This is a genomic window from Streptomyces sp. SS1-1, from assembly GCF_008973465.1.
In the GTDB taxonomy this organism is placed as follows: Bacteria; Actinomycetota; Actinomycetes; order Streptomycetales; family Streptomycetaceae; genus Streptomyces.
Genome location: NZ_WBXN01000004.1, coordinates 7,020,673 through 7,038,095, shown reverse-complemented (window position 1 = coordinate 7,038,095; position 17,423 = coordinate 7,020,673). Strand labels below are relative to the sequence as shown.

The following is a 17,423-nucleotide window of genomic DNA, read 5'->3' as shown; positions in this document are numbered from 1 at the left end:
GTCAGGCGTCGCCCGCGCCCTCCGGGGCGCCGCCCGCGGCCGGGCCCAGCCGCCGGTACGCGGCGCGCGCGTACCGCACCCTCGCCAGGACCGTACCCACGAGCGCGGCGGCGAGCAGGCACGCCAGCCAGCCCGTGTCACGGGACCCGGCCCAGGTCAGCGTGCCCTCGGGCGGCACACCGAAGGCGTTGAGGAAGAGCCAGCACAGGACGGCCGTCCCGGGGGCCGCGCTGAAACGGGCGCCCAGCCCCAGGACCGCGGCCAGCAGCGACAGCGCGGTCAGCGCCAGGGAGGGCCGGTCCGGGCCGACGACGGCGTGGACGAGTGCCACGAGGACCAGTGCCCCGCCGAACGCCCCGGCCCACACCAGACGGGTGGGCACGGGCTGGGGAACGGGCCTGGCGCCATTGCCGAGGGACACCCATTCGATCACTGCGGTGTTTCCTTCCGGTCCGCCCCCGTCGCCCGGCGGAGGGGATCGTCCCGGTCGCCACGGCGCATCACACTGAAGCCTGATTGTCTCACCGGTCCCCGGACGGCCTTCGCGGCCGGTTCCGGGCCCGCTCGTAGGGTGGCACCGGCGACGCACCGGGGAAACAGCCGTTCCGGCCAGTCGTCGCGCCCCCCGGCCGTCTCCCGGCCGGTCCCCGCGGTTCAGCGGGGCGGACGCCCGTCGTGCCGCCCGGTGCGGCCGCGGGTCCGCTGGGGGTCGCAGCGCTCCACGGCGATACCGGCGAGCACCAGGCCCGCCGCGATGACCAGCCCGTCGGCCACGGCGATGCCGGTGCCCAGGGTGGTGAGACCGACCCCGAGCAGCCACCAGGCGCGGGTGCGGCGGTACTCGTGGGGGCGGGCGGGGCGGCCCGCGCGGAACCGCCGGACGAAGCGGGGATCGTCCCGCAGGAGGCGGGTCTCCAGCGCGACCAGGCGGTCGTCGTCGGACGTGGGCATGGCTCCTCCTTCCCGGAGCGCGTCGCCGCGCCTGGAGCCGTTCCATCGAGGGAGGGGTCACCGACAGTCGAACCCGGGCGGCCCGGCCCTTGCCATCGGTCCCCGCACCCATGTTTCCCGGGGCGCGACACCCACAAGCGCGGGACGCGGGACCTGCACGAACCCCTCGCACACACGGCCCGGGCGGCGGGCCCGGCGGGGGTGTTCCCCACCGGAGCCGCCGCCCGGGCCGTTCAGCGGTCGCGCACCTCCCGCGCGCGACGCGGAGGGCTCAGCCCGATCCGGACGGACCGCTCTGGACCGCCTGAGCGGACTCCTCGGGGAGCCGTTCCGCCGACGGGGGCGGCGTGGAGCCGCCGCGCCGGCGGGCGAACCAGGCCGCGGCCGGCTCGGTGTAACGGGCGGTCAGCGGGCCCACCACGACCAGGATGAGGACGTAGGCCGTGGCCAGCGGGCCGAGCGACGGCTCGATGCCGGCGGTCACGGCGAGTCCGGCGATGACGATGGAGAACTCGCCGCGCGCGACGAGCGTGCCGCCCGCGCGCCAGCGGCCCTTGACGCCGACCTCGGCGCGCTTCGCCGCCCAGTAGCCGGTGGCGATCTTCGTCGCGGTCGTGACGACGGCCAGCGCGAGGGCCGGGAGCAGCACGGGCGGGATGCTCGCCGGGTCGGTGTGCAGCCCGAAGAAGACGAAGAACACCGCGGCGAACAGGTCCCGCAGGGGTGCGAGCAGGTTGTGCGCGCCCTCGGCGACCTCACCGGACAGGGCGATGCCGACGAGGAAGGCGCCGACGGCCGCGGAGACCTGGAGCTGCTGGGCGAGCCCGGCGACCAGCAGGGTCAGGCCGAGGACGACCAGGAGCAGCTTCTCCGGGTCGTCGCTGGAGACGAAACGCGAGATGTGCCGGCCGTAGCGCACGGCCACGACGAGGACGAGCCCGGCCACACCGAGCGCGATGGCCAGCGTGAGGCTGCCCGCGGCGATCCCGGCACCGGCCAGCAGGGCCGTGAGGATCGGCAGGTAGACGGCCATGGACAGGTCCTCGAGCACGAGGATGCTCAGGATGACCGGGGTCTCGCGGTTGCCGAGCCGGCCGAGGTCGCCGAGGACCTTGGCGATGACGCCCGACGACGAGATCCAGGTGACGCCGGCCAGGACGACGGCGGCGACCGGGCCCCAGCCCAGCAGCAGCGCCATGGCGGCGCCGGGCAGGGCGTTCAGGGTGGCGTCGACGAGACCCGCCGGGTACTGCGTCTTGAGGTTGGAGACGAGGTCGCTGGCCGTGTACTCGAGGCCGAGCATCAGCAGCAGCAGGATGACGCCGATCTCGGCGCCGATCGCCACGAACTCCTCACTGGTGCCGAGCGGCAGCAGCCCGCCCTCGCCGAAGGCGAGACCGGCCAGCAGGTACAGGGGGATCGGCGAGAACTGCAGGCGCCCGGCCAGCCGGCCGAGCAGGCCCAGGCCGAGGATGATCGCACCGAACTCGATGAGGAAGACTGCGGAGGAGTGCATCGAATCACTCCCGCCCGAGTATCGCGGCGGCCGCCTCCACGCCCTCGCGGGTGCCGATGACGATCAGGATGTCTCCCCCGGCCAGCCGGAAGTCCGGCGTCGGCGAGGGGATCGCCTGGGCGCGCCGCAGTACGGCGACGAGGGAGGCTCCGGTCTCGGTGCGCATCTTCGTGTCGCCGAGGACGCGCCCGTTCCAGTACGAGGTGCTGGACAGCTCGATGCGCTCGGCCACCAGGCCGAGGTCGGTCGTGGACAGCAGGTTCGGACTGTGGTGGGAGGGGGCCAGGGCGTCGATCAGCGAGGCGGTCTCCGGTTCGGTCAGGTGCAGCGACTGGGCGCACGCGTCGGGGTCGTCGGCCCGGTAGACGTTCACCGTCCGGGTGCCGTCCCGGTGGGCGATCACCGACAGATGGCGGTGCTCCCGTGTGGTGAGGTCGTACTGGACACCGATCCCCGGCAAGGGCGTGGTGCTCATCCGCGGAGCAGGCACAACCCCTCCCCTCCATGTTCGTTCGCGACTGTGGTGCTGGCACGGCTCGTCGGCCCGGTGGCCCACCGTGCGCTGTTCATGGTGCCAGGTGCTCGCGAGCTGGGGATATGGGTGTCAGCACGGATGGACGGGGGCCGGCGCCGGCGGTGAGAATGGTGCGGGGCAGTGGGCCTCTTCACAGGCCGGGCCCCGACGTCCGGCGGCCACGGGAGACGGTGGAGGTGAGCATCGGCGGGAAGGGCGGCGATCATGACGTTGTACTGGCGGATCTTCCTCCTCAACGCCGCGGTGCTGCTCGCCGCGGTCCTGCTGCTCCTGGGGCCGGTCACCGTGTCCACCCCGGTGATGTTCGGGGAGGCGCTGGTCCTGCTGACGGGACTCGCCGTGATGCTGGTCGCCAACGCCGTCCTGCTGCGCCTCGGGCTCGCCCCGCTGGCCCGGCTGACCCGCGCCATGGCCACCGCCGACCTGCTGCGCCCCGGCAGCCGTACGACCGTCACCTGGCCCGGTGAGATGGCCGATCTGACCAAGACGTTCAACGCGATGCTCGCCCGTCTGGAGGCGGAGCGGGCCACCAGCACCGGCCGGGTGCTGTCCGCGCAGGAGGCCGAGCGGCAGCGCCTCGCGCAGGAGCTCCACGACGAGGTCGGCCAGACCCTCACCGCGGTCCTGCTCCAGCTGAAGCACGCCGCCGACCGGGCGCCCGGGACGGTCCGCGCCGATCTGCGCCAAGCGCAGGAGACCACCCGCGCGGGCCTCGAGGAGATCCGCCGCATCGCCCGCCGGCTGCGGCCCGGCGTCCTGGAGGAGCTGGGGCTGCACAGCGCCCTGCGGGCCCTGTCGAACGAGTTCACCACCTCCCGGCTGAGCGCCACGACGCACATCGCGCCCGGGATGCCCGCCCTGGACCCGGCGACCGAGCTCGTCCTGTACCGGGTCGCGCAGGAAGGGCTCACCAACACCGCGCGGCACGCCGGGGCCACCCGGGTCGAGGTGTGCCTGCGGCCCGAGCCGGACGGCCGGGTGACCCTGCTGGTCCGCGACGACGGCCGCGGGATCGGGTCGGCGCCGGAGGGCACCGGCCTCAGCGGCATGCGGGAGCGCGCCCTGCTCGTCGGCGCCGAGCTGACCGTCGGCCCCGGGCCGCACGGCGGGACCGAGATCCGCCTGTGCGTCGACGGCAGTCCGTCCGTCCCCCGTCCCCAGGAGAACGCACGATGACCGCACCCGCCCGCATCCTGCTCGCCGACGACCACGCCCTGGTGCGTCGCGGAGTGCGGCTGATCCTCGACGCCGAGCCCGATCTGACGGTCGTGGCCGAGGCCGCCGACGGCGCGGAGGCCATCGAGCGGGCCCGTGAGCTGGGCGAGGACGTCGACCTGGCCATCCTCGACATCGCCATGCCCCGGCAGACCGGGCTCCAGGCGGCGCGCGAGCTGTCCCGCGTCCTGCCCGGCCTGCGCACGCTGATGCTGACGATGTACGACAACGAGCAGTACTTCTTCGAGGCGCTGAAGGCGGGCGCCTCCGGGTACGTCCCGAAGTCCGTGGCCGACCGGGACCTGGTGGAGGCGTGCCGCGCGGCGCTGCGGGACGAGCCGTTCATCTATCCGGGTGCCGAGTCGGCGCTGATCCGCACCTATCTGGACCGCATCCGCTCGGGTGACCGGCTGCCGGCGCGGCCGATCACGGAGCGGGAGGAGGAGATCCTCAAGCTCGTCGCCGAGGGGCACTCCTCCAAGGAGATCGCGCAGCTGCTGGTGATCAGCATCAAGACGGTGGAGCGGCACCGGGCCAACCTGCTGCAGAAGCTGGGCCTGCGGGACCGCCTGGAGCTGACGCGCTACGCCATCCGCGTCGGCCTCATCGAGCCCTAGCCGTCGTCCTGTGCGGGCCGGTACCTCGGTGATACGTGTTCGTACTGTGTACGGCCGTGTACTCTCCCGCGCTCCGGGTACGCCCCTTTGCACTGATGAAGTCCAGGCAGGATGACGGACCATGCCCCGCGAACAGGATTCCCCCCTCCCCTCCGGCACGGTCGGACGTGAGACCGTCGAGGCCGTGGAGGGGCTGGTGACGTTGTGGTTCTCGGCGGTCGCGGATGTGAATCCACGGCTGTCGCCGCGTCAGGTCCGGGCGTTGAGAGCCGTACGGGGGCGCCCGGAGCTCAATGTGACCGCGCTGGCGGGGCATCTGCGGATCGGCCTGCCCACGGCGAGCCGGCTGTGCGACCGGCTGGAGGCCGCGGGGCTGCTGCGGCGCTGTGTGCAGCCGGACAACCGGCGTGAGGTGCGGCTGGAGACCACCGCGCAGGGCGACCGGTTCCTGGCGGAGCTCACCCGGGTGCTCTCCGCGCGTCTGACGGCCGCCTTCGACGGCGTCGCGGCGGCTCAGCGCGTCGGGCTGGAAGGCGTGTTGCGCTCCCTGGCGCACGACGATTTCGACACCGTGTAGGCGGCCGCCGGTTCAGGCGGGGTGCTCGCCGCCGTGCACGTGGCACAGCAGCAGGCAGACGTCGTCGTCGTGCTCGGAGTCGTGCAGCAGCGGGTGCAGCAGCCGGTCGGCGGACCCTTCGAGGTCCTGGCCGAGTTCGTCGGCGCGGAACGTGGCCAGGGCCTCGGTGAGCCGTCGGATGCCGGGGTCGATGCCCTGGGCCCGGCGTTCCACGAGCCCGTCGGTGTAGAGGGCGAGCGTGGAGCCGGGGGGCAGCGGCGCCGTGTGGTCGGCGATGCGCTGCTGCAGGGGGATGCCGAGCATGGCGCCCGGTTTGGCGTCCAGGGTCACCACCTCGCCGTCGGGGCCGCGCAGCACCGGCGGCGGGTGCCCGGCGGCGGCCCAGGTGAGGGTGTCGTCGTCCGGGTGGAAGCGGGCGATGACGGCGGTGGCGTACAGGTCCATGCGCAGCCGGTGCAGGAACTCGTGCAGCCGGGTGAGGAGTTGGCCGGGGCTGCTGCCGTCGACGGCGTACGCGCGCAGGGCGGTGCGCAGCTGGCTCATCATCACGGCGGCGTGCAGTCCGTGCCCGGTGACGTCGCCGACGACGGTGATGAGGCTGCCGTCGGGCTGGCGGAACGCGTCGTACCAGTCGCCGCCGATGTTGAGGCCGCGGGTGGCGGGGAGGTAGCGGGCGGCCAGGGTCAGTCCGGGGGTGCTGGGCAGGTCGGTGAGCAGGGCGCGCTGGAGGGTCTCGGCGATGTCCCGGTTGTGTTCGAACCTGCGGGCGTTCTCCAGGGCGATGCTGGCGCGGCGGGTCAGTTCGATGAGCATGACGGCGTCGTCGGCGTCCCAGCGCTCGTCGGGGGCGGTGAGCGTGAGGACGCCCTGCGGGGCCCTGCGGGTCAGCAGGGGGATGCAGAGCAGCGGCCGGCCGGGGTCGAGGGCGGACGGCGGCTGGTCGTCCACGCCGGGCAGGCCGCCCGGGTGGTCGGCGGCGTACTGGGGGCGTTCACGGCGGGCGGCGACGACCGCGGCGGCGGGGTGGGAGGCGCCGCGGTCGGGGCTGCTGCTCTCCGTGCCGTCGAAGAGCCAGATGTCGACGGCGCGGGCGTAGCGCGGGACCAGCAGGGCGGGCAGCAGCCGCACGATGGCCTCGTGGTTGAGGGACGCGGTCAGGGCGGCGCTGGCGTCGGCGAGGAAGGTCAGCCGGCCGCGGGCCGCCTCGGCCTCCCGGCGTGCCTTCTGCTCGGCGTCGAAGAGGCGGCGCTGGGCCTGGTTGGCGGCGTCGAGTTCGGCGTGCAGGGCGAGGACGCCCTGGTTGGTCTGGTGCAGTTCCTCCCGGTGGAAGACGACGAGGGCCTCCTGCTCGTCGAGCCGTTCCAGCAGCAGGGCGGTGTCCTCGTCGGCGCCGAACAGGGCCTCGGCCAGGGCGGTCGGGTCCTCGCCGTCGTGGTCGCCGTCGGAGAGGTCCAGGCCCCCGGCGCAGGAGATCGCCGTGCGCCAGGGCCGGCGGCGGTCCTGCGGGCGGCGTCCCTCCGCCTCCACCTCGAGGACGAACTCGCCGCCGCCGGGCATCGGGGTGGCGGTGACGCCGACCCGCCAGACCCCGCCCTTGGTGAGGCACTGCCGCAGATGCGCGGTCAACGCCGTGACCAGACGGGTGCGTTCGACCGTGCCGACCCCGCACGCGGCCGCCAGCCGCGCCGCGGCGATACGGACCCGCGCGGCGTCGGTGACGGTGCGGACGGACCAGGTTCGGATCATGAGGAGGGGTCCGGGGGGCTGGGGCTCAGTACGGCGACGGCGGTGTCGTCGCGGACCGGCCGGGCGGAGCTGCTGGCGTCCCGCACGATGGAGGCGGCGACGACGGCGGGGTCGAGCAGGCGCGGCCCGCCGGTGGCGGGGCCGGGGCTCCAGCGGCTCGGCAGGCCGTCGGAGTGCAGGACGAGGAGGCTGTCGGGGGTCCAGGGCTCCTGGTGCTGGTGCAGATGTGTGGGGAGGTGGGCGCCGACGATGCCGGGACGCGACACCAGTCCGTGCCAGGTGTCCTGCCGACGCAGCCGGGCCCCCGCGTTTCCCACCCCGGCAAAATACAACTGACCGCTGGTGACGTCGAGTTGGGCCACGGCGACGGCGGCGCCCCGGGTGTCGCGCAGCGCAGTGTGCATCCGCCGCAGCAGCTCGGACGGCGGGAGGTGGGCCGCCTGGTGCAGGGTGTGCGTGGCCGCGGAGGAGGCGCGGGCGGCCAGGGGGCCGTGACCGAGCCCGTCGGCCAGCATCAGCGTGACGCGGTCGGCGGTGCGCACGCACGTCCAGGCGTCGCCGGAGAACTCGCCGCCGGCCAGCGGGACGTTGACGCCGCCGGCCCGCACCGGGACCCGCGGCGGGTACGGGCCGGTGCCGGGCGGGGCGGAGCCGATCCTGGCCAGGACGACCGTGCCCCGGCCGGGCACGCTGTGCAGGCCGAACCCGTCGGCGGTGCGCCGGCAGGTGCCGAGGCCCGCGCCGAGGGAGTCGGCGGTCGTGAAGCCGTCCCGCAGCGCCGTCTCGACGTCGGCGATGCCGGGGCCGTGGTCGACGGCGAGGATCTGCACGAGCCGGAGGTCGTCGTCGCCGTACGCCGGCGCGGGCGGGGGGACGAGGTCGAGCAGGACGCGTCCGCCGCCCGCGTGCTTGAGGAGGTTGGTCGCCAGTTCGGTGGCCACGAGTTCCGCGGCGGAGACCCGTTCCTCGGGCAGCCGGGCACGCCCGGCCGCGTCCCGGGCCGCGACGCGGACGTCGCGGACCCGGGTCGAGTCGTGCACCGGCACCTCCCAGACGCGGGGCATCAGGAGCCCTCGCGCGGCCGGGGCGGCCCGGCGACCCACGACGTCACCGTGACGGTGGTGCCGTGGCCGCGGGCGCTGTCGACGGAGAACTCGTGGACCAGGCGCCGGGCGCCCGGCAGCCCCATGCCCAGTCCCTCGCCCGAGGTGTAGCCGTCGGAGAGGGCCTGGTCGAGGTCCGCGATGCCGGGGCCGTCGTCGCTGAAGACGAGGCGCAGCCCCCGTACGCCGCCGTCGGTCACCTCCGCGCACTCCATCCGGCCGCCGCCGCCGTGGACGAGGGCGTTGCGTGCCAGCTCGCTGGCCGCGGTGACCAGCTTGGTCTGCTCGACCAGGCTGAACCCGAGCTCGGCCGTCATCTGCCGCACGTGCTGCCGCGCCCGGACCAGGTCGAGGTCCGAGGTCAGGGGCAGCCGGGCGGAGACACTTCCGGTGTGGGTCACGGGCGCTCCCGGCGGGCGCCGGCGGTCCGGGGCAGGTGCGCCACCTCGGCACCGAGCAGGTTCATGGCCTCCTCGGTGCTCAGGGCGGTACGCAGCCCCGGCAGGGTGAGCCCCAGTTCGACCAGGGTGATGGCGACGGCGGGGCGCATGCCTGCGACGACGGTCTGCGCGGCCAGCAGCCGGGTCATCGCCGCGATGTCGCTGAGCACGCGGCCCATGAAGGAGTCGACGATCTCGACGCCCGAGAGGTCGATGACGACACCGGTGACCGCGTCGTCGGAGACGGTCCGGCCGATGTCCTGCCGGAGTCTCTCGGCCGTGCTGTCGTACAGGTCGCCCTGGAGGGTGACCAGCAGGATGCCGCCGAGGCGCAGGACCGGGACGAAGCCGTCGGGTGGCGGGGCGGTCGCGCCGGTCATCGCGGCTCCGCGACGGGGCCGGCGGACGGCACGATGTGCGCGCCCTGCTGCTGGAGGGCGTAGGCCAGGGCGTCCGCGAGGCTGGCGCGGGTCAGGATCGAGCTCAGGTCGATGCCGAGGTGGACGATGGTCTGCGCGATGGCGGGGCGGATGCCGGAGACGATGCACTCGGCGCCCATGAGACGGGCCGCCGCGACGGTCTTCATCAGGTGCTGCGCCACCAGCGAGTCGACGGTGGGCACGCCGGTGATGTCCAGGATCGCGATGCGCGCGTGCTGCTCGACGATGGCGTCCAGCAGGGTCTCCATGACGACCTGGCTGCGCGCGCTGTCGAGGGTGCCGATGAGCGGGACGGCGACGATGCCCTCCCACAGCTTGATCACGGGCGTGGCGATCTCCAGCATCTCCAGCCGCTGCCGGTTGATGAGGTCCTGGCCCGCGACGGTCGTCGTCTCCAGCATGACCAGCCGCAGGGTGCCCATCAGCACCGCGAGGACGGTGGTGCACTCGCGCACGTGGTCGGCGGGCGCGCCGGACAGCTCGTCGAGCAGCAGCTCGGTGACGGGCGGGCGCAGCGCCTCCATCTCCGCGGAGATCTGCCCGGTGGTGGCGCCGGCCCGGGCGCGGGCGTGCGCGGTCCGCGCGAGCTGCTCGCGGACCACGGCGAAGCCGTCGGCCTCCAGGTCCTCGATGCGTCCGGACGCGGCGACCGCGGCCAGGGCCTCGACGACGGCGCGGCCGGCCTCGGCCGCCTCGTCCCGGGAGACGGTGAACACGGTGCGGAACACCGCGGCGTCCGCCCAGCGCTGGGCGATCTGCTCGCGTCGCTCCCGCAGGAAGGCGGCCACCTCCTGCGTGGGATCGGTCCTGTCCTCTGCGGTGTGCTGTTCCGGCACGAAGTTCCCTCCTCGTTGGTTGTGCGCTGCCCCGACCCTACGGGGAAGCCGTGCGGCCCGGTCAGGGCACCTCGGGCGGCCCGAACCAGTCGAGGCACACCACGAGCGCGTCGTCGGCGGGCTCGGTCCCGCCGCGGTGTCCGGCCAGTTCGCGCAGGACGGCCCGGGGCACCTCGGCGGCGGGCAGCAGGCTGGTGGAGACGATGGCGCGGGCCAGGGCGCGCTCCCCGTACTCCTCGCCGCCGGGGGCGCAGACGGCGTAGACGCCGTCGCTGGCGAACAGGAGCCGGTCGCCGGGCGCGAGGTCCACCTCGTGCGCGACGTAGTCCGTCTCCTCGAACATGCCGAGCGGGAGCTGCGCCTCCAGGTCGACGGGGGTCACGGTGCGGCCGCGCAGCCGCATCATCCGCGGGGACCCGGCGTCGACGACCCGAAGCCGTCCGGTGCGCAGTTCCAGGTCGACGAGCAGGACGGAGATGTACGCCTCGCCCCGGTACTGGGCGAAGACGGCCTGGTCGGCGAGGGCGGCCTGGTCCTCGACGGAGAGGCCGGCCCGGCGCGCGTTGCGCAGCGCGTTGATGCCGAGGTTGGTCAGCAGGGACGCCTCGATGCCCTCGCCCATGCCGTTGGTGACGTAGAGCATGAGCCGGTCGGCGTCGGCGGACCAGTCGAAGTTGTCGCCGTAGATGGCGTAGGCGGGCTCCAGCTGGGCACCCAGGGCGTACTCGGGTCCCGCGCAGGACCGTCCGGGGAGGAGCTGCCACTGCATCTCGGCGGCGAGGGTGAGCCGGTCGGCGCGCCGGGCCCGCATATAGAGGTCGGTGTCCCGGTCGGCGACGACGATCTCGTGTCCGAGCACCTGGGCGATGTCGGTGAGTTCGGCGCGGGCCCGCTCGGCCCGGTCGAAGGAGGACATCGTGACGGTGAGCACCCCGAGGCGGTCGCCGCGCACGGTCACCGGCAGGTGCAGCCGGGCCTCGCCCCCGGCGAGTTTCTCGACGAACGGCTCCTGGGCGCCGAAGGCGCGTCCGGCGCCGCCGCCGCGGGCCGGGACGGAGTCGGCCGGGGCGTCCGCGGAGCGGACCCGCTGGAGCGAGACGAGGGCGTAGTCGGCCAGGTAGAGCTCGACGGACGTCGCACCGTACTCGGCGCGCACCACGTCGCGGACCGCGTCCACGAGCCGGTGCGGGGCCGCGGAGCGCAGCGCCCGCTCGGCTGCCATGAATCTGTTCACGATGTCGGATCGGCCATCCTCGTCACGGTGACGGCTGCGGGCCCCCGCGTCACCGCGGGAACCGCCGTCGGTCCCTCTTGTCCGTATCTATCGTTCTGCACGTACGGCCCGAAGCCGCGGGCTGACATCATCCGCCAAGCCTGCGAGAGTGGGGCCGTGACTTCCTCCTACGCCCATCCGCGGCCGGACGAGGTGGCACGCATGACCTCCGAGGCCGCCGAGTTGCTGGAGGTCCTGTGGGGCCGTGCCTCGACGGCTCCGGTGTCCGCCTCCCAGATCCGGGTGCTGTTCATCCTGGAGCACAGCGACGGCATCAACCTGCGCATGCTCGCGGAGGCGCTCGGCTCCACCCCGCCGTCGACGAGCCGGCTGTGCGACCGGCTGCAGGCGGTGGGCTTCGTCGAGCGGGAGACCAGTACCGCCAGCCGCCGGGAGCTGCGGCTGCATCTGAGCCGGCGCGGGCGCACGTTCCTGGCCGAGCTGCGGGACCGGCGCGAGGCCGCCCTGCAGTCCGTCCTGGAGCAGATGCCCGTCGCGAAGCGGCACGCGCTGCTGGAGGGCCTGGAGGCCTTCTGCCTCGCGGCGAGCGCGGAGATCCACGAGGGCGACGAGGCGTCCGACGCGCGGAGCGCCTGACGTCCGGCTCCCGGTCGCGGGGCCGGGGCAGGACGGGGTCCGCGCCACCGGACGGCGGCGCGGACCCGCGTTGCTGAACGGCACGTCCCACACCCCTCCCGCGCTATGACTCGCACACTCTGTTGCCTCACGGCCATAGTTGTCAAACGGCAACTGTTGGGCCTGCGGGTGCCACGGCGCCCGGCCGGACCGGCCCGCCGGAAGGGCGGTGCTCAGTCCTCGGCCGGGGGCTCCGGGGTCGCGGGGCCGCCGGAGTCCGCCACGGCCAGCGCCTCCTCCACGCTCTCCACGATGGGGACGGTGATGCTGACCCCGGTGAGATCCATGATGCGCCGCACCGCGGGAGTCGGGGAGATCACGTACACACCGCCGGGGATCTCCCGCACCTCCTGGTAGGCGCGCAGCACGATGTTCATGCCGGACGAGTCCATGAAGGGCACACCGGCGATGTCGAGCAGGAAGTGACGCCGGCCGTGATGGAGCTGGTTGGCCAGGTGGTGCTGCAGCTCGGTGGCCGTATCCATGTCCAGGTCGCCCTCCACCGTCAGCAGCACGGCATCTTCCCTGGGCACTTCCACCTTGATCGACAAGGGATTCTGGGCAATGGACACAAGTACCTCCCACAGGCATTGGCGGTCGGGACGGGTGCCCCGGCCCACCGATTCGATGCATCACGGAACGGCGAAGACCCGTCGACGCGTTCCGCTCGGCCGTCTACCCCCGGATCCTCCCCGTACACGGACCTCATCCGAGGTGCTCCCCGCCGGCTCACCCGGATGGCCCGACCTGCGCGAACGTGGGCCTGGACCGGTTTGACCCGCGATCGTCTGGTCACGCGAAAAGGGAGGGAACGTCACAGATCGTGGAGGAGGAAGGAACGGTTCCGCCCGTCCGGCCCGGACAGCCCGGCGGCCCCGTTCTCCGCCCTCCCATCAGGGGAGCGACAGGATGAGTCAGGAACAAGGAGCCGGTGGCACCACCGGCCCGGCCGGGGACCACCCGCACCACGGTCCGCTCAACCCGGCCGAGGCGCGGGGAGCCGTACGGCGCGCCCTCGCCCAGCGGCCGGCCGGCCAGGGCGCCCCGTACACCCCCGACACACTGTCGGACGCGCTGCTCGTCGCCTCGGAGCTGACGACCAACGCGATGCTGCACGGCGGCGGGGTCACCGACTTCGACGTGGAGGTCGTCGGCGAGAACCTCTACCTGTCCGTGTGCGACCGGGAGCGGCGGCGGCCGGTGACGCTGGACTCCCTCGACCGCGGGGACCGGCACCGGTGCGGTGGCCGGGGGTGGCCGATCGTGTGCCGGCTGGCCTGCGAGGTGGAGGTGGCGGACCTGCCCGCCGGCGGCAAGCGCGTCACGGCGGTGATCCCGCTGCTGGGGCCCTACCCGCACCCGGCGGGCGGTGCCTGACCCCGCACATACGGGTGGGCCGCCGGCCTCGCGGCCACGGCCCACCCGTGCTGCTCCCTACGACATCCCTCCGCCCGAAGGTCAGGCGACCCCGGGCTCAAGCAGTCCGACCCGCAACTGCTTGATGATGCGGCTGATGAGCCGCGAGACGTGCATCTGCGAGACGCCGATCTGCTCGGCGATCTGCGACTGGGTCAGCTCCTCCACGAAGCGCAGGTGGATGATCTTGCGCTCCCGGTCGTCCAGCCCCGCGATGAGCGGGGCGAGCGAGTGGAAGTCCTCTACCAGCTCCAGCGACGGGTCCTCCTCGCCGAGGAGGTCCGCGAGGACCGACTCGCCGCTTTCGGCGTCACCGTTGACGGCGGCGTCGAGCGAGGCCGACTGGTAGCAGTTGGAGGCCTTGCGGGCCTCGATGACCTCTTCCTCCGACAGCGACATCAGCTCGGACAGCTCACGCGTGGTCGGCGTCCGGCCGAGCCGGGAGCTGAGCTCCTCGGTGGCCTTGGCCAGCTCCACACGCGCCTCCTGCAGACGGCGCGGCACGTGCACCGCCCAGCTCGTGTCGCGGAAGAAACGCTTGATCTCACCGACGATGTACGGCACGGCGAACGTCGTGAACTCGACCTCGCGGGAGATCTCGAATCGGTCGATGGCCTTGATCAGACCGATCGTGCCGACCTGGACGATGTCCTCCAGCGAGTCCCCGCGGGCACGGAAGCGGGAAGCCGCGTACCGCACGAGGGACAGGTTCATCTCGATCAGGGTGTTGCGTACGTACTGGTATTCGTGCGTGCCCTCTTCCAGCATGTCCAGTCGGTCGAAGAACTGACGCGACAGCTCGCGTGCGTCCTGGGGCTTCACCCGCGACGGGTCCTCGATCAGCGGCAGCGCCGCCTCCGTCGCGTCCTTCTCCTGTGCCGTGGCCGTTGCCTGCGCCACCGTCACGGCTGCCATGCCGCCCTCCCGATGCCGGAACCTGTTGTCGTCCCCCCGGATGCCCCCGATTCCGAGGGTCAATCCCACGGAAACCGAAGAACTTCGAGGAACTTTTTCGAACGTACCGACTTCCTGCCGGAAGCCGCGTCCGGATGCATCCACCATACGGTGCGCACGCTCCCGGGGATCCCGCCGGTCCGGCCGGAAGTCCGGGGACCCCGGCGGGCCGGCCCGAAGATTTCCCTCCGCTTCTTCTGCGTGTGCGCTGTTTGCACCCCATGACCCGGGGCATGCGGGGATTCGTGCTTCGGACCAGAGGCGCGCCGGTGCGAACGACGTGAGCCGCTCCGGGGCCACCGTGCCCCGTGCACCGTTTCCACACGCACATCCCTGAGAACGCCGTTCAGGAGCTGTCTTCATGCTGGTTGAAACGTCCGCACATGGTTCCGACCTCCCCACCCGCCCCCGTGTCTCCGGCGGGCGCGTCCACGACGACGCCCCCGACACCGCGAGCGGCTTCGTCCGTCTGGCCGAGCTGCCGGACGGACCCGAGCGGAACGCGCTCCGCGACGAGCTGACCCGGGCCTGGCTGCCCATGGCCCACCGCATCGCCGGCCGCTTCCGCAACCGCGGGGAGTCGCTGGAGGACCTGCGCCAGGTCGCCGCGCTCGGCCTGGTCAAGGCGATCGACCGGTACGAGCCCGGCCGGGGCGCCTTCGAGAGCTACGCCGTCCCCACCATCACCGGGGAGATCAAGCGGCACTTCCGCGACCGGATGTGGGCCCTGCGGGTGCCCCGCCGCGTCCAGGAGCTGCGCAACAAGGTGCGCATCGCGCGCCGTGAGCTGACCGAATCCGGGTCGGGGGCCACCGCGTCCGTCGCGGAGATCGCCGCCCACACCGGGCTCACCGAGGACGAGGTCAACGCCGGCCTGGAGGCCCTGGAGAGCTACAGCACGCTCTCCCTGGACGCCGAGATGTCCGCGAGCGACGACGGCTTCAGCCTCGCCGACACGATCGGCGGCGTCGAGGAGGCGTACGACGTGGTCATCGACCGGGAGGCGGCGAAGGAAGGGCTGCGCCGCCTCCCGGAGCGCGAGCGCACCATCCTCTACATGCGGTTCTTCGAGGACATGACCCAGAGCCGCATAGCCGACCAGCTGGGGATCTCCCAGATGCACGTCTCCCGGCTGATCAGCCGGTGCTGCGCGAAGGTGCGGGCCGAGGTGCTCGACCAGGACGCCCGGCCTGAGCGCCGCGGCGGAGGCCGGGCCGGATGAGGCCCGCTCCCCTCCCCCGTACGACGACGTCCTCCGAGGAGCGCACCCCGATGCTGACGCCCCACCCGACGCTGCTGCGCCGGCTCGTCGACGAGTACGAGGCGCTCGTGGCGCGGAAGGAGCCCGGTGAGGTCCAGGGCCGGCGTGATGTCCGGGCCCAGGACCTGGCGTACACGCTGTGCGTGTCGACCGGGACCCGCGAGGTGGGACAGGCCCTGGAGAGGGCACGCCATCTGCTCGCGGCCTCGCTGGACGAGGTCGCGGCGCGCGGTACGGCGGCAGCCGTGTAGCCCCGTATCGCACGGACGAACACGAACGAAGGGAGCCATGTGGGCACCGACGGAATCTGGTCCTACCCGCCCGGCAGCGGGCACCGGGAAGGGCTCGCGCTCACCGGGTTCAGGGTCGAGGCGACCGACGGGATCATCGGGCATGTCGACCGGCAGGCCGACGACCCCGGCCGGCGCCATCTGATCGTCGACACGGGCGCCTGGGTGTTCGGCCGGAGCCTGCTGGTTCCCGCGGGCACGGTGACCGGCGTCGACGAGCGGGCGCGGACCGTCACGGTGGCGTGCACCCGCGCGGAGGCGAAGGACGCTCCCCGGTTCGAGACGGACCGCGAGACCCGTGATCCCGGCTATCTGGCCGCCGTCGGCGCGTATTACGCGACGCTGTCCCATGCTTCCCGGACTTCGGGGTAGCGGGGTGGTCATGCACGGGAACAGGACGAGGAGCACGCGACGACCCTGTCCGGAGGATGCCCACGTGACCACAGCCGCGCGGCGCCGGGTGCGCGCCCGGAAGGCCCCGCAGGTCAGGGGCGGGGCGCGCACCACGGGCGGGCGATCGTGAGGCCGGCGGAGCACCGGCCGGCCGGGAACGGCGGCACGCTGCGTTTCCGGCCGGCGGAGATCGGCAGCGCGGCCTCGGCACGCGGCTTCGTGAAGTCGGTCGTCGAGGAGCACGCGCGTACGTCCCCCGTGGACGAGCGCGCCGTCATGGACCTGATGCTGGTGGTGTCGGAGCTGGTCACCAACGCGATCCAGCACGGCGACGGCCTCGCCGGGTTCGAGGTCGCCGTGGAACCCGGGGGTCTTCGGATGCGGGTGCACGACTACAGCGACACCGTGCCGTCGGCGGCCTTCGGGCCGGGCACGCTGCCGCAGACGCATGAGGGCAGTGGATACGGCTGGCCGCTGATCATCCGGCTGGCGCGGGAGATCCGGATCGACCGCCGTCGTGAGGGAGGGAAGACGGTCAGCGTCCTGGCACCGCTGACGTGACCGTCCGTCCCGCCGCCCGGCGGCCCTCCTTCGGGACGGTCACGCGGCCCGGCTCACCAGGGCAGGAAGGCGTGGACGTCCTTGCCGTCCTCGCGCACCACCACGCTGACCTGGTCGCACAGCGTGTGGATGAGATACCAGCCGATGCCTCCGCCCTTGCCCGTCCCGGGGTGGAAGGGGCGCGGCGCCGGCGGGGTGGTGCTGGTGTCGCCGAGCGTCACATGGACGCCGTCGAACGCCTTGCGCATGGTCAGTTCTATGGGTCCCGGCGCGTACTGGATGGCGTTGGAGACGAGCTCGCTCACCACCAGCAGGATGTCGTCCCGGTACTCCGGGGTCGCGGGGGGCGAGGCCCGCGCGAGCGTCTTCAGATACTCCTCCGCGCCCAGACGCGCACGCGTCACATCGCCGAACCCCCCGTCGAAGCGGGCCCCCCACTCCTGTGTCTGTTCCATCGACGGCTTCTTGCCGCCGTCCTGCGATTCGGTCGCCATCACACCTTCTTCGGCCCCGTCCGCCGTTTCGGCCGCGGTGACTTGTCCTTGCTGCTTCCTCCGCTGCTGGTTCCCAACGAGAGCGCGGATACGCGTCCCGAACCGGGTGCAGCCTGCCAGGTTCCCCGGCGGCGGGGTGCTCACACAGGACACGGAGTGCCATCACCGG

22 protein-coding genes are annotated in these 17,423 nt (G+C 73.2%); 9 read left to right on the top strand and 13 right to left on the bottom strand.

Going from position 1 to position 17,423, the window contains the following annotated elements; translation table 11 throughout:
- Window position 1: 1 nt before the first annotated feature.
- From F8R89_RS33550 to F8R89_RS33535, 4 genes are all read right to left on the bottom strand, one after another.
- Window positions 2-433, bottom strand: a complete 432-nt coding sequence (locus tag F8R89_RS33550; protein ID WP_151787530.1) for a hypothetical protein — start codon at window positions 431-433, stop codon at window positions 2-4.
- 221 nt (window positions 434-654) lie between these two features.
- On the bottom strand, window positions 655-951 hold the full coding sequence (locus F8R89_RS33545; protein ID WP_151787529.1) for a DUF3040 domain-containing protein: 297 nt from the start codon (window positions 949-951) through the stop codon (window positions 655-657).
- 271 nt (window positions 952-1,222) lie between these two features.
- Window positions 1,223-2,467, bottom strand: a complete 1,245-nt coding sequence (locus tag F8R89_RS33540) for a cation:proton antiporter (RefSeq protein ID WP_151787528.1) — start codon at window positions 2,465-2,467, stop codon at window positions 1,223-1,225.
- A 4-nt stretch (window positions 2,468-2,471) separates the two neighbouring features.
- The gene (locus F8R89_RS33535) at window positions 2,472-2,957 is read right to left on the bottom strand and encodes a cation:proton antiporter regulatory subunit (RefSeq protein ID WP_179199536.1); all 486 of its coding nucleotides are present in this window, start codon (window positions 2,955-2,957) and stop codon (window positions 2,472-2,474) included.
- 249 nt (window positions 2,958-3,206) lie between these two features.
- On the opposite strand from F8R89_RS33535, the gene F8R89_RS33530 reads away from it, so the two are divergent.
- The 3 genes from F8R89_RS33530 (at window position 3,207) to F8R89_RS33520 (ending at window position 5,411) form a co-directional block, all read left to right on the top strand.
- Complete coding sequence (locus F8R89_RS33530) at window positions 3,207-4,178, top strand: HAMP domain-containing sensor histidine kinase (RefSeq protein ID WP_151787527.1); 972 nt, start codon at window positions 3,207-3,209, stop codon at window positions 4,176-4,178.
- Entirely contained in the window at window positions 4,175-4,834 is a 660-nt protein-coding gene (locus F8R89_RS33525) for a response regulator (RefSeq protein WP_151787526.1), read from the top strand. The genes F8R89_RS33530 and F8R89_RS33525 overlap by 4 nt, the downstream gene beginning before the upstream one ends.
- A 121-nt stretch (window positions 4,835-4,955) precedes the next feature.
- The gene (locus tag F8R89_RS33520; RefSeq protein WP_151787525.1) at window positions 4,956-5,411 is read left to right on the top strand and encodes a MarR family winged helix-turn-helix transcriptional regulator; all 456 of its coding nucleotides are present in this window, start codon (window positions 4,956-4,958) and stop codon (window positions 5,409-5,411) included.
- A 12-nt stretch (window positions 5,412-5,423) separates the two neighbouring features.
- On the opposite strand, the gene F8R89_RS33515 is transcribed toward F8R89_RS33520, so the two are convergent.
- The 6 genes from F8R89_RS33515 to F8R89_RS33490 all read right to left on the bottom strand — a co-directional run bounded on the left by F8R89_RS33515 (window position 5,424) and on the right by F8R89_RS33490 (window position 11,198).
- A complete protein-coding gene (locus tag F8R89_RS33515; RefSeq protein WP_151787524.1) occupies window positions 5,424-7,157 on the bottom strand; it encodes a PP2C family protein-serine/threonine phosphatase in 1,734 nt (577 codons plus the stop codon).
- Complete coding sequence (locus tag F8R89_RS33510) at window positions 7,154-8,221, bottom strand: ATP-binding SpoIIE family protein phosphatase (RefSeq protein ID WP_151787523.1); 1,068 nt, start codon at window positions 8,219-8,221, stop codon at window positions 7,154-7,156. Before F8R89_RS33510 ends, F8R89_RS33515 begins: the two co-directional genes overlap by 4 nt.
- Complete coding sequence (locus F8R89_RS33505) at window positions 8,221-8,661, bottom strand: anti-sigma regulatory factor (protein ID WP_151787522.1); 441 nt, start codon at window positions 8,659-8,661, stop codon at window positions 8,221-8,223. Before F8R89_RS33505 ends, F8R89_RS33510 begins: the two co-directional genes overlap by 1 nt.
- The gene (locus F8R89_RS33500) at window positions 8,658-9,080 is read right to left on the bottom strand and encodes an STAS domain-containing protein (protein ID WP_151787521.1); all 423 of its coding nucleotides are present in this window, start codon (window positions 9,078-9,080) and stop codon (window positions 8,658-8,660) included. Before F8R89_RS33500 ends, F8R89_RS33505 begins: the two co-directional genes overlap by 4 nt.
- On the bottom strand, window positions 9,077-9,976 hold the full coding sequence (locus F8R89_RS33495) for an STAS domain-containing protein (protein WP_151787520.1): 900 nt from the start codon (window positions 9,974-9,976) through the stop codon (window positions 9,077-9,079). The genes F8R89_RS33500 and F8R89_RS33495 overlap by 4 nt, the downstream gene beginning before the upstream one ends.
- 61 nt (window positions 9,977-10,037) lie before the next feature.
- Window positions 10,038-11,198 (bottom strand): PP2C family protein-serine/threonine phosphatase, encoded by a 1,161-nt coding sequence (locus F8R89_RS33490; RefSeq protein ID WP_192806302.1) that lies wholly within the window; start codon window positions 11,196-11,198, stop codon window positions 10,038-10,040.
- A 213-nt stretch (window positions 11,199-11,411) separates the two neighbouring features.
- Between F8R89_RS33490 and F8R89_RS33485 the strand changes: the two genes are divergently transcribed.
- The gene (locus F8R89_RS33485) at window positions 11,412-11,846 is read left to right on the top strand and encodes a MarR family winged helix-turn-helix transcriptional regulator (protein WP_151787518.1); all 435 of its coding nucleotides are present in this window, start codon (window positions 11,412-11,414) and stop codon (window positions 11,844-11,846) included.
- A 212-nt stretch (window positions 11,847-12,058) separates the two neighbouring features.
- Here F8R89_RS33485 and F8R89_RS33480 read toward each other — a convergent pair whose 3' ends face one another.
- The gene (locus tag F8R89_RS33480; protein ID WP_151787517.1) at window positions 12,059-12,457 is read right to left on the bottom strand and encodes an STAS domain-containing protein; all 399 of its coding nucleotides are present in this window, start codon (window positions 12,455-12,457) and stop codon (window positions 12,059-12,061) included.
- 337 nt (window positions 12,458-12,794) lie between these two features.
- On the opposite strand from F8R89_RS33480, the gene F8R89_RS33475 reads away from it, so the two are divergent.
- Window positions 12,795-13,262 carry an ATP-binding protein gene (locus F8R89_RS33475; protein WP_225994568.1) on the top strand — a complete coding sequence of 156 codons (468 nt, stop codon included), beginning with the start codon at window positions 12,795-12,797 and terminating at the stop codon, window positions 13,260-13,262.
- Window positions 13,263-13,343: 81 nt separating this feature from the next.
- On the opposite strand, the gene F8R89_RS33470 is transcribed toward F8R89_RS33475, so the two are convergent.
- Window positions 13,344-14,216 (bottom strand): RNA polymerase sigma factor SigF, encoded by an 873-nt coding sequence (locus F8R89_RS33470; protein WP_192806301.1) that lies wholly within the window; start codon window positions 14,214-14,216, stop codon window positions 13,344-13,346.
- Between the two features lie 400 nt (window positions 14,217-14,616).
- On the opposite strand from F8R89_RS33470, the gene F8R89_RS33465 reads away from it, so the two are divergent.
- From F8R89_RS33465 to F8R89_RS33450, 4 genes are all read left to right on the top strand, one after another.
- Window positions 14,617-15,477 (top strand): SigB/SigF/SigG family RNA polymerase sigma factor, encoded by an 861-nt coding sequence (locus F8R89_RS33465; RefSeq protein WP_151787516.1) that lies wholly within the window; start codon window positions 14,617-14,619, stop codon window positions 15,475-15,477.
- The gene (locus F8R89_RS33460; RefSeq protein ID WP_383658591.1) at window positions 15,474-15,767 is read left to right on the top strand and encodes a DUF5133 domain-containing protein; all 294 of its coding nucleotides are present in this window, start codon (window positions 15,474-15,476) and stop codon (window positions 15,765-15,767) included. Before F8R89_RS33465 ends, F8R89_RS33460 begins: the two co-directional genes overlap by 4 nt.
- Before the next feature lie 39 nt (window positions 15,768-15,806).
- Window positions 15,807-16,178 carry a PRC-barrel domain containing protein gene (locus F8R89_RS33455; protein ID WP_151787515.1) on the top strand — a complete coding sequence of 124 codons (372 nt, stop codon included), beginning with the start codon at window positions 15,807-15,809 and terminating at the stop codon, window positions 16,176-16,178.
- A gap of 147 nt (window positions 16,179-16,325) precedes the next feature.
- Window positions 16,326-16,760 carry an ATP-binding protein gene (locus F8R89_RS33450; RefSeq protein WP_151787514.1) on the top strand — a complete coding sequence of 145 codons (435 nt, stop codon included), beginning with the start codon at window positions 16,326-16,328 and terminating at the stop codon, window positions 16,758-16,760.
- A 53-nt stretch (window positions 16,761-16,813) separates the two neighbouring features.
- Here F8R89_RS33450 and F8R89_RS33445 read toward each other — a convergent pair whose 3' ends face one another.
- Window positions 16,814-17,254, bottom strand: a complete 441-nt coding sequence (locus F8R89_RS33445) for an ATP-binding protein (protein ID WP_151787513.1) — start codon at window positions 17,252-17,254, stop codon at window positions 16,814-16,816.
- Window positions 17,255-17,423: the final 169 nt, after the last annotated feature.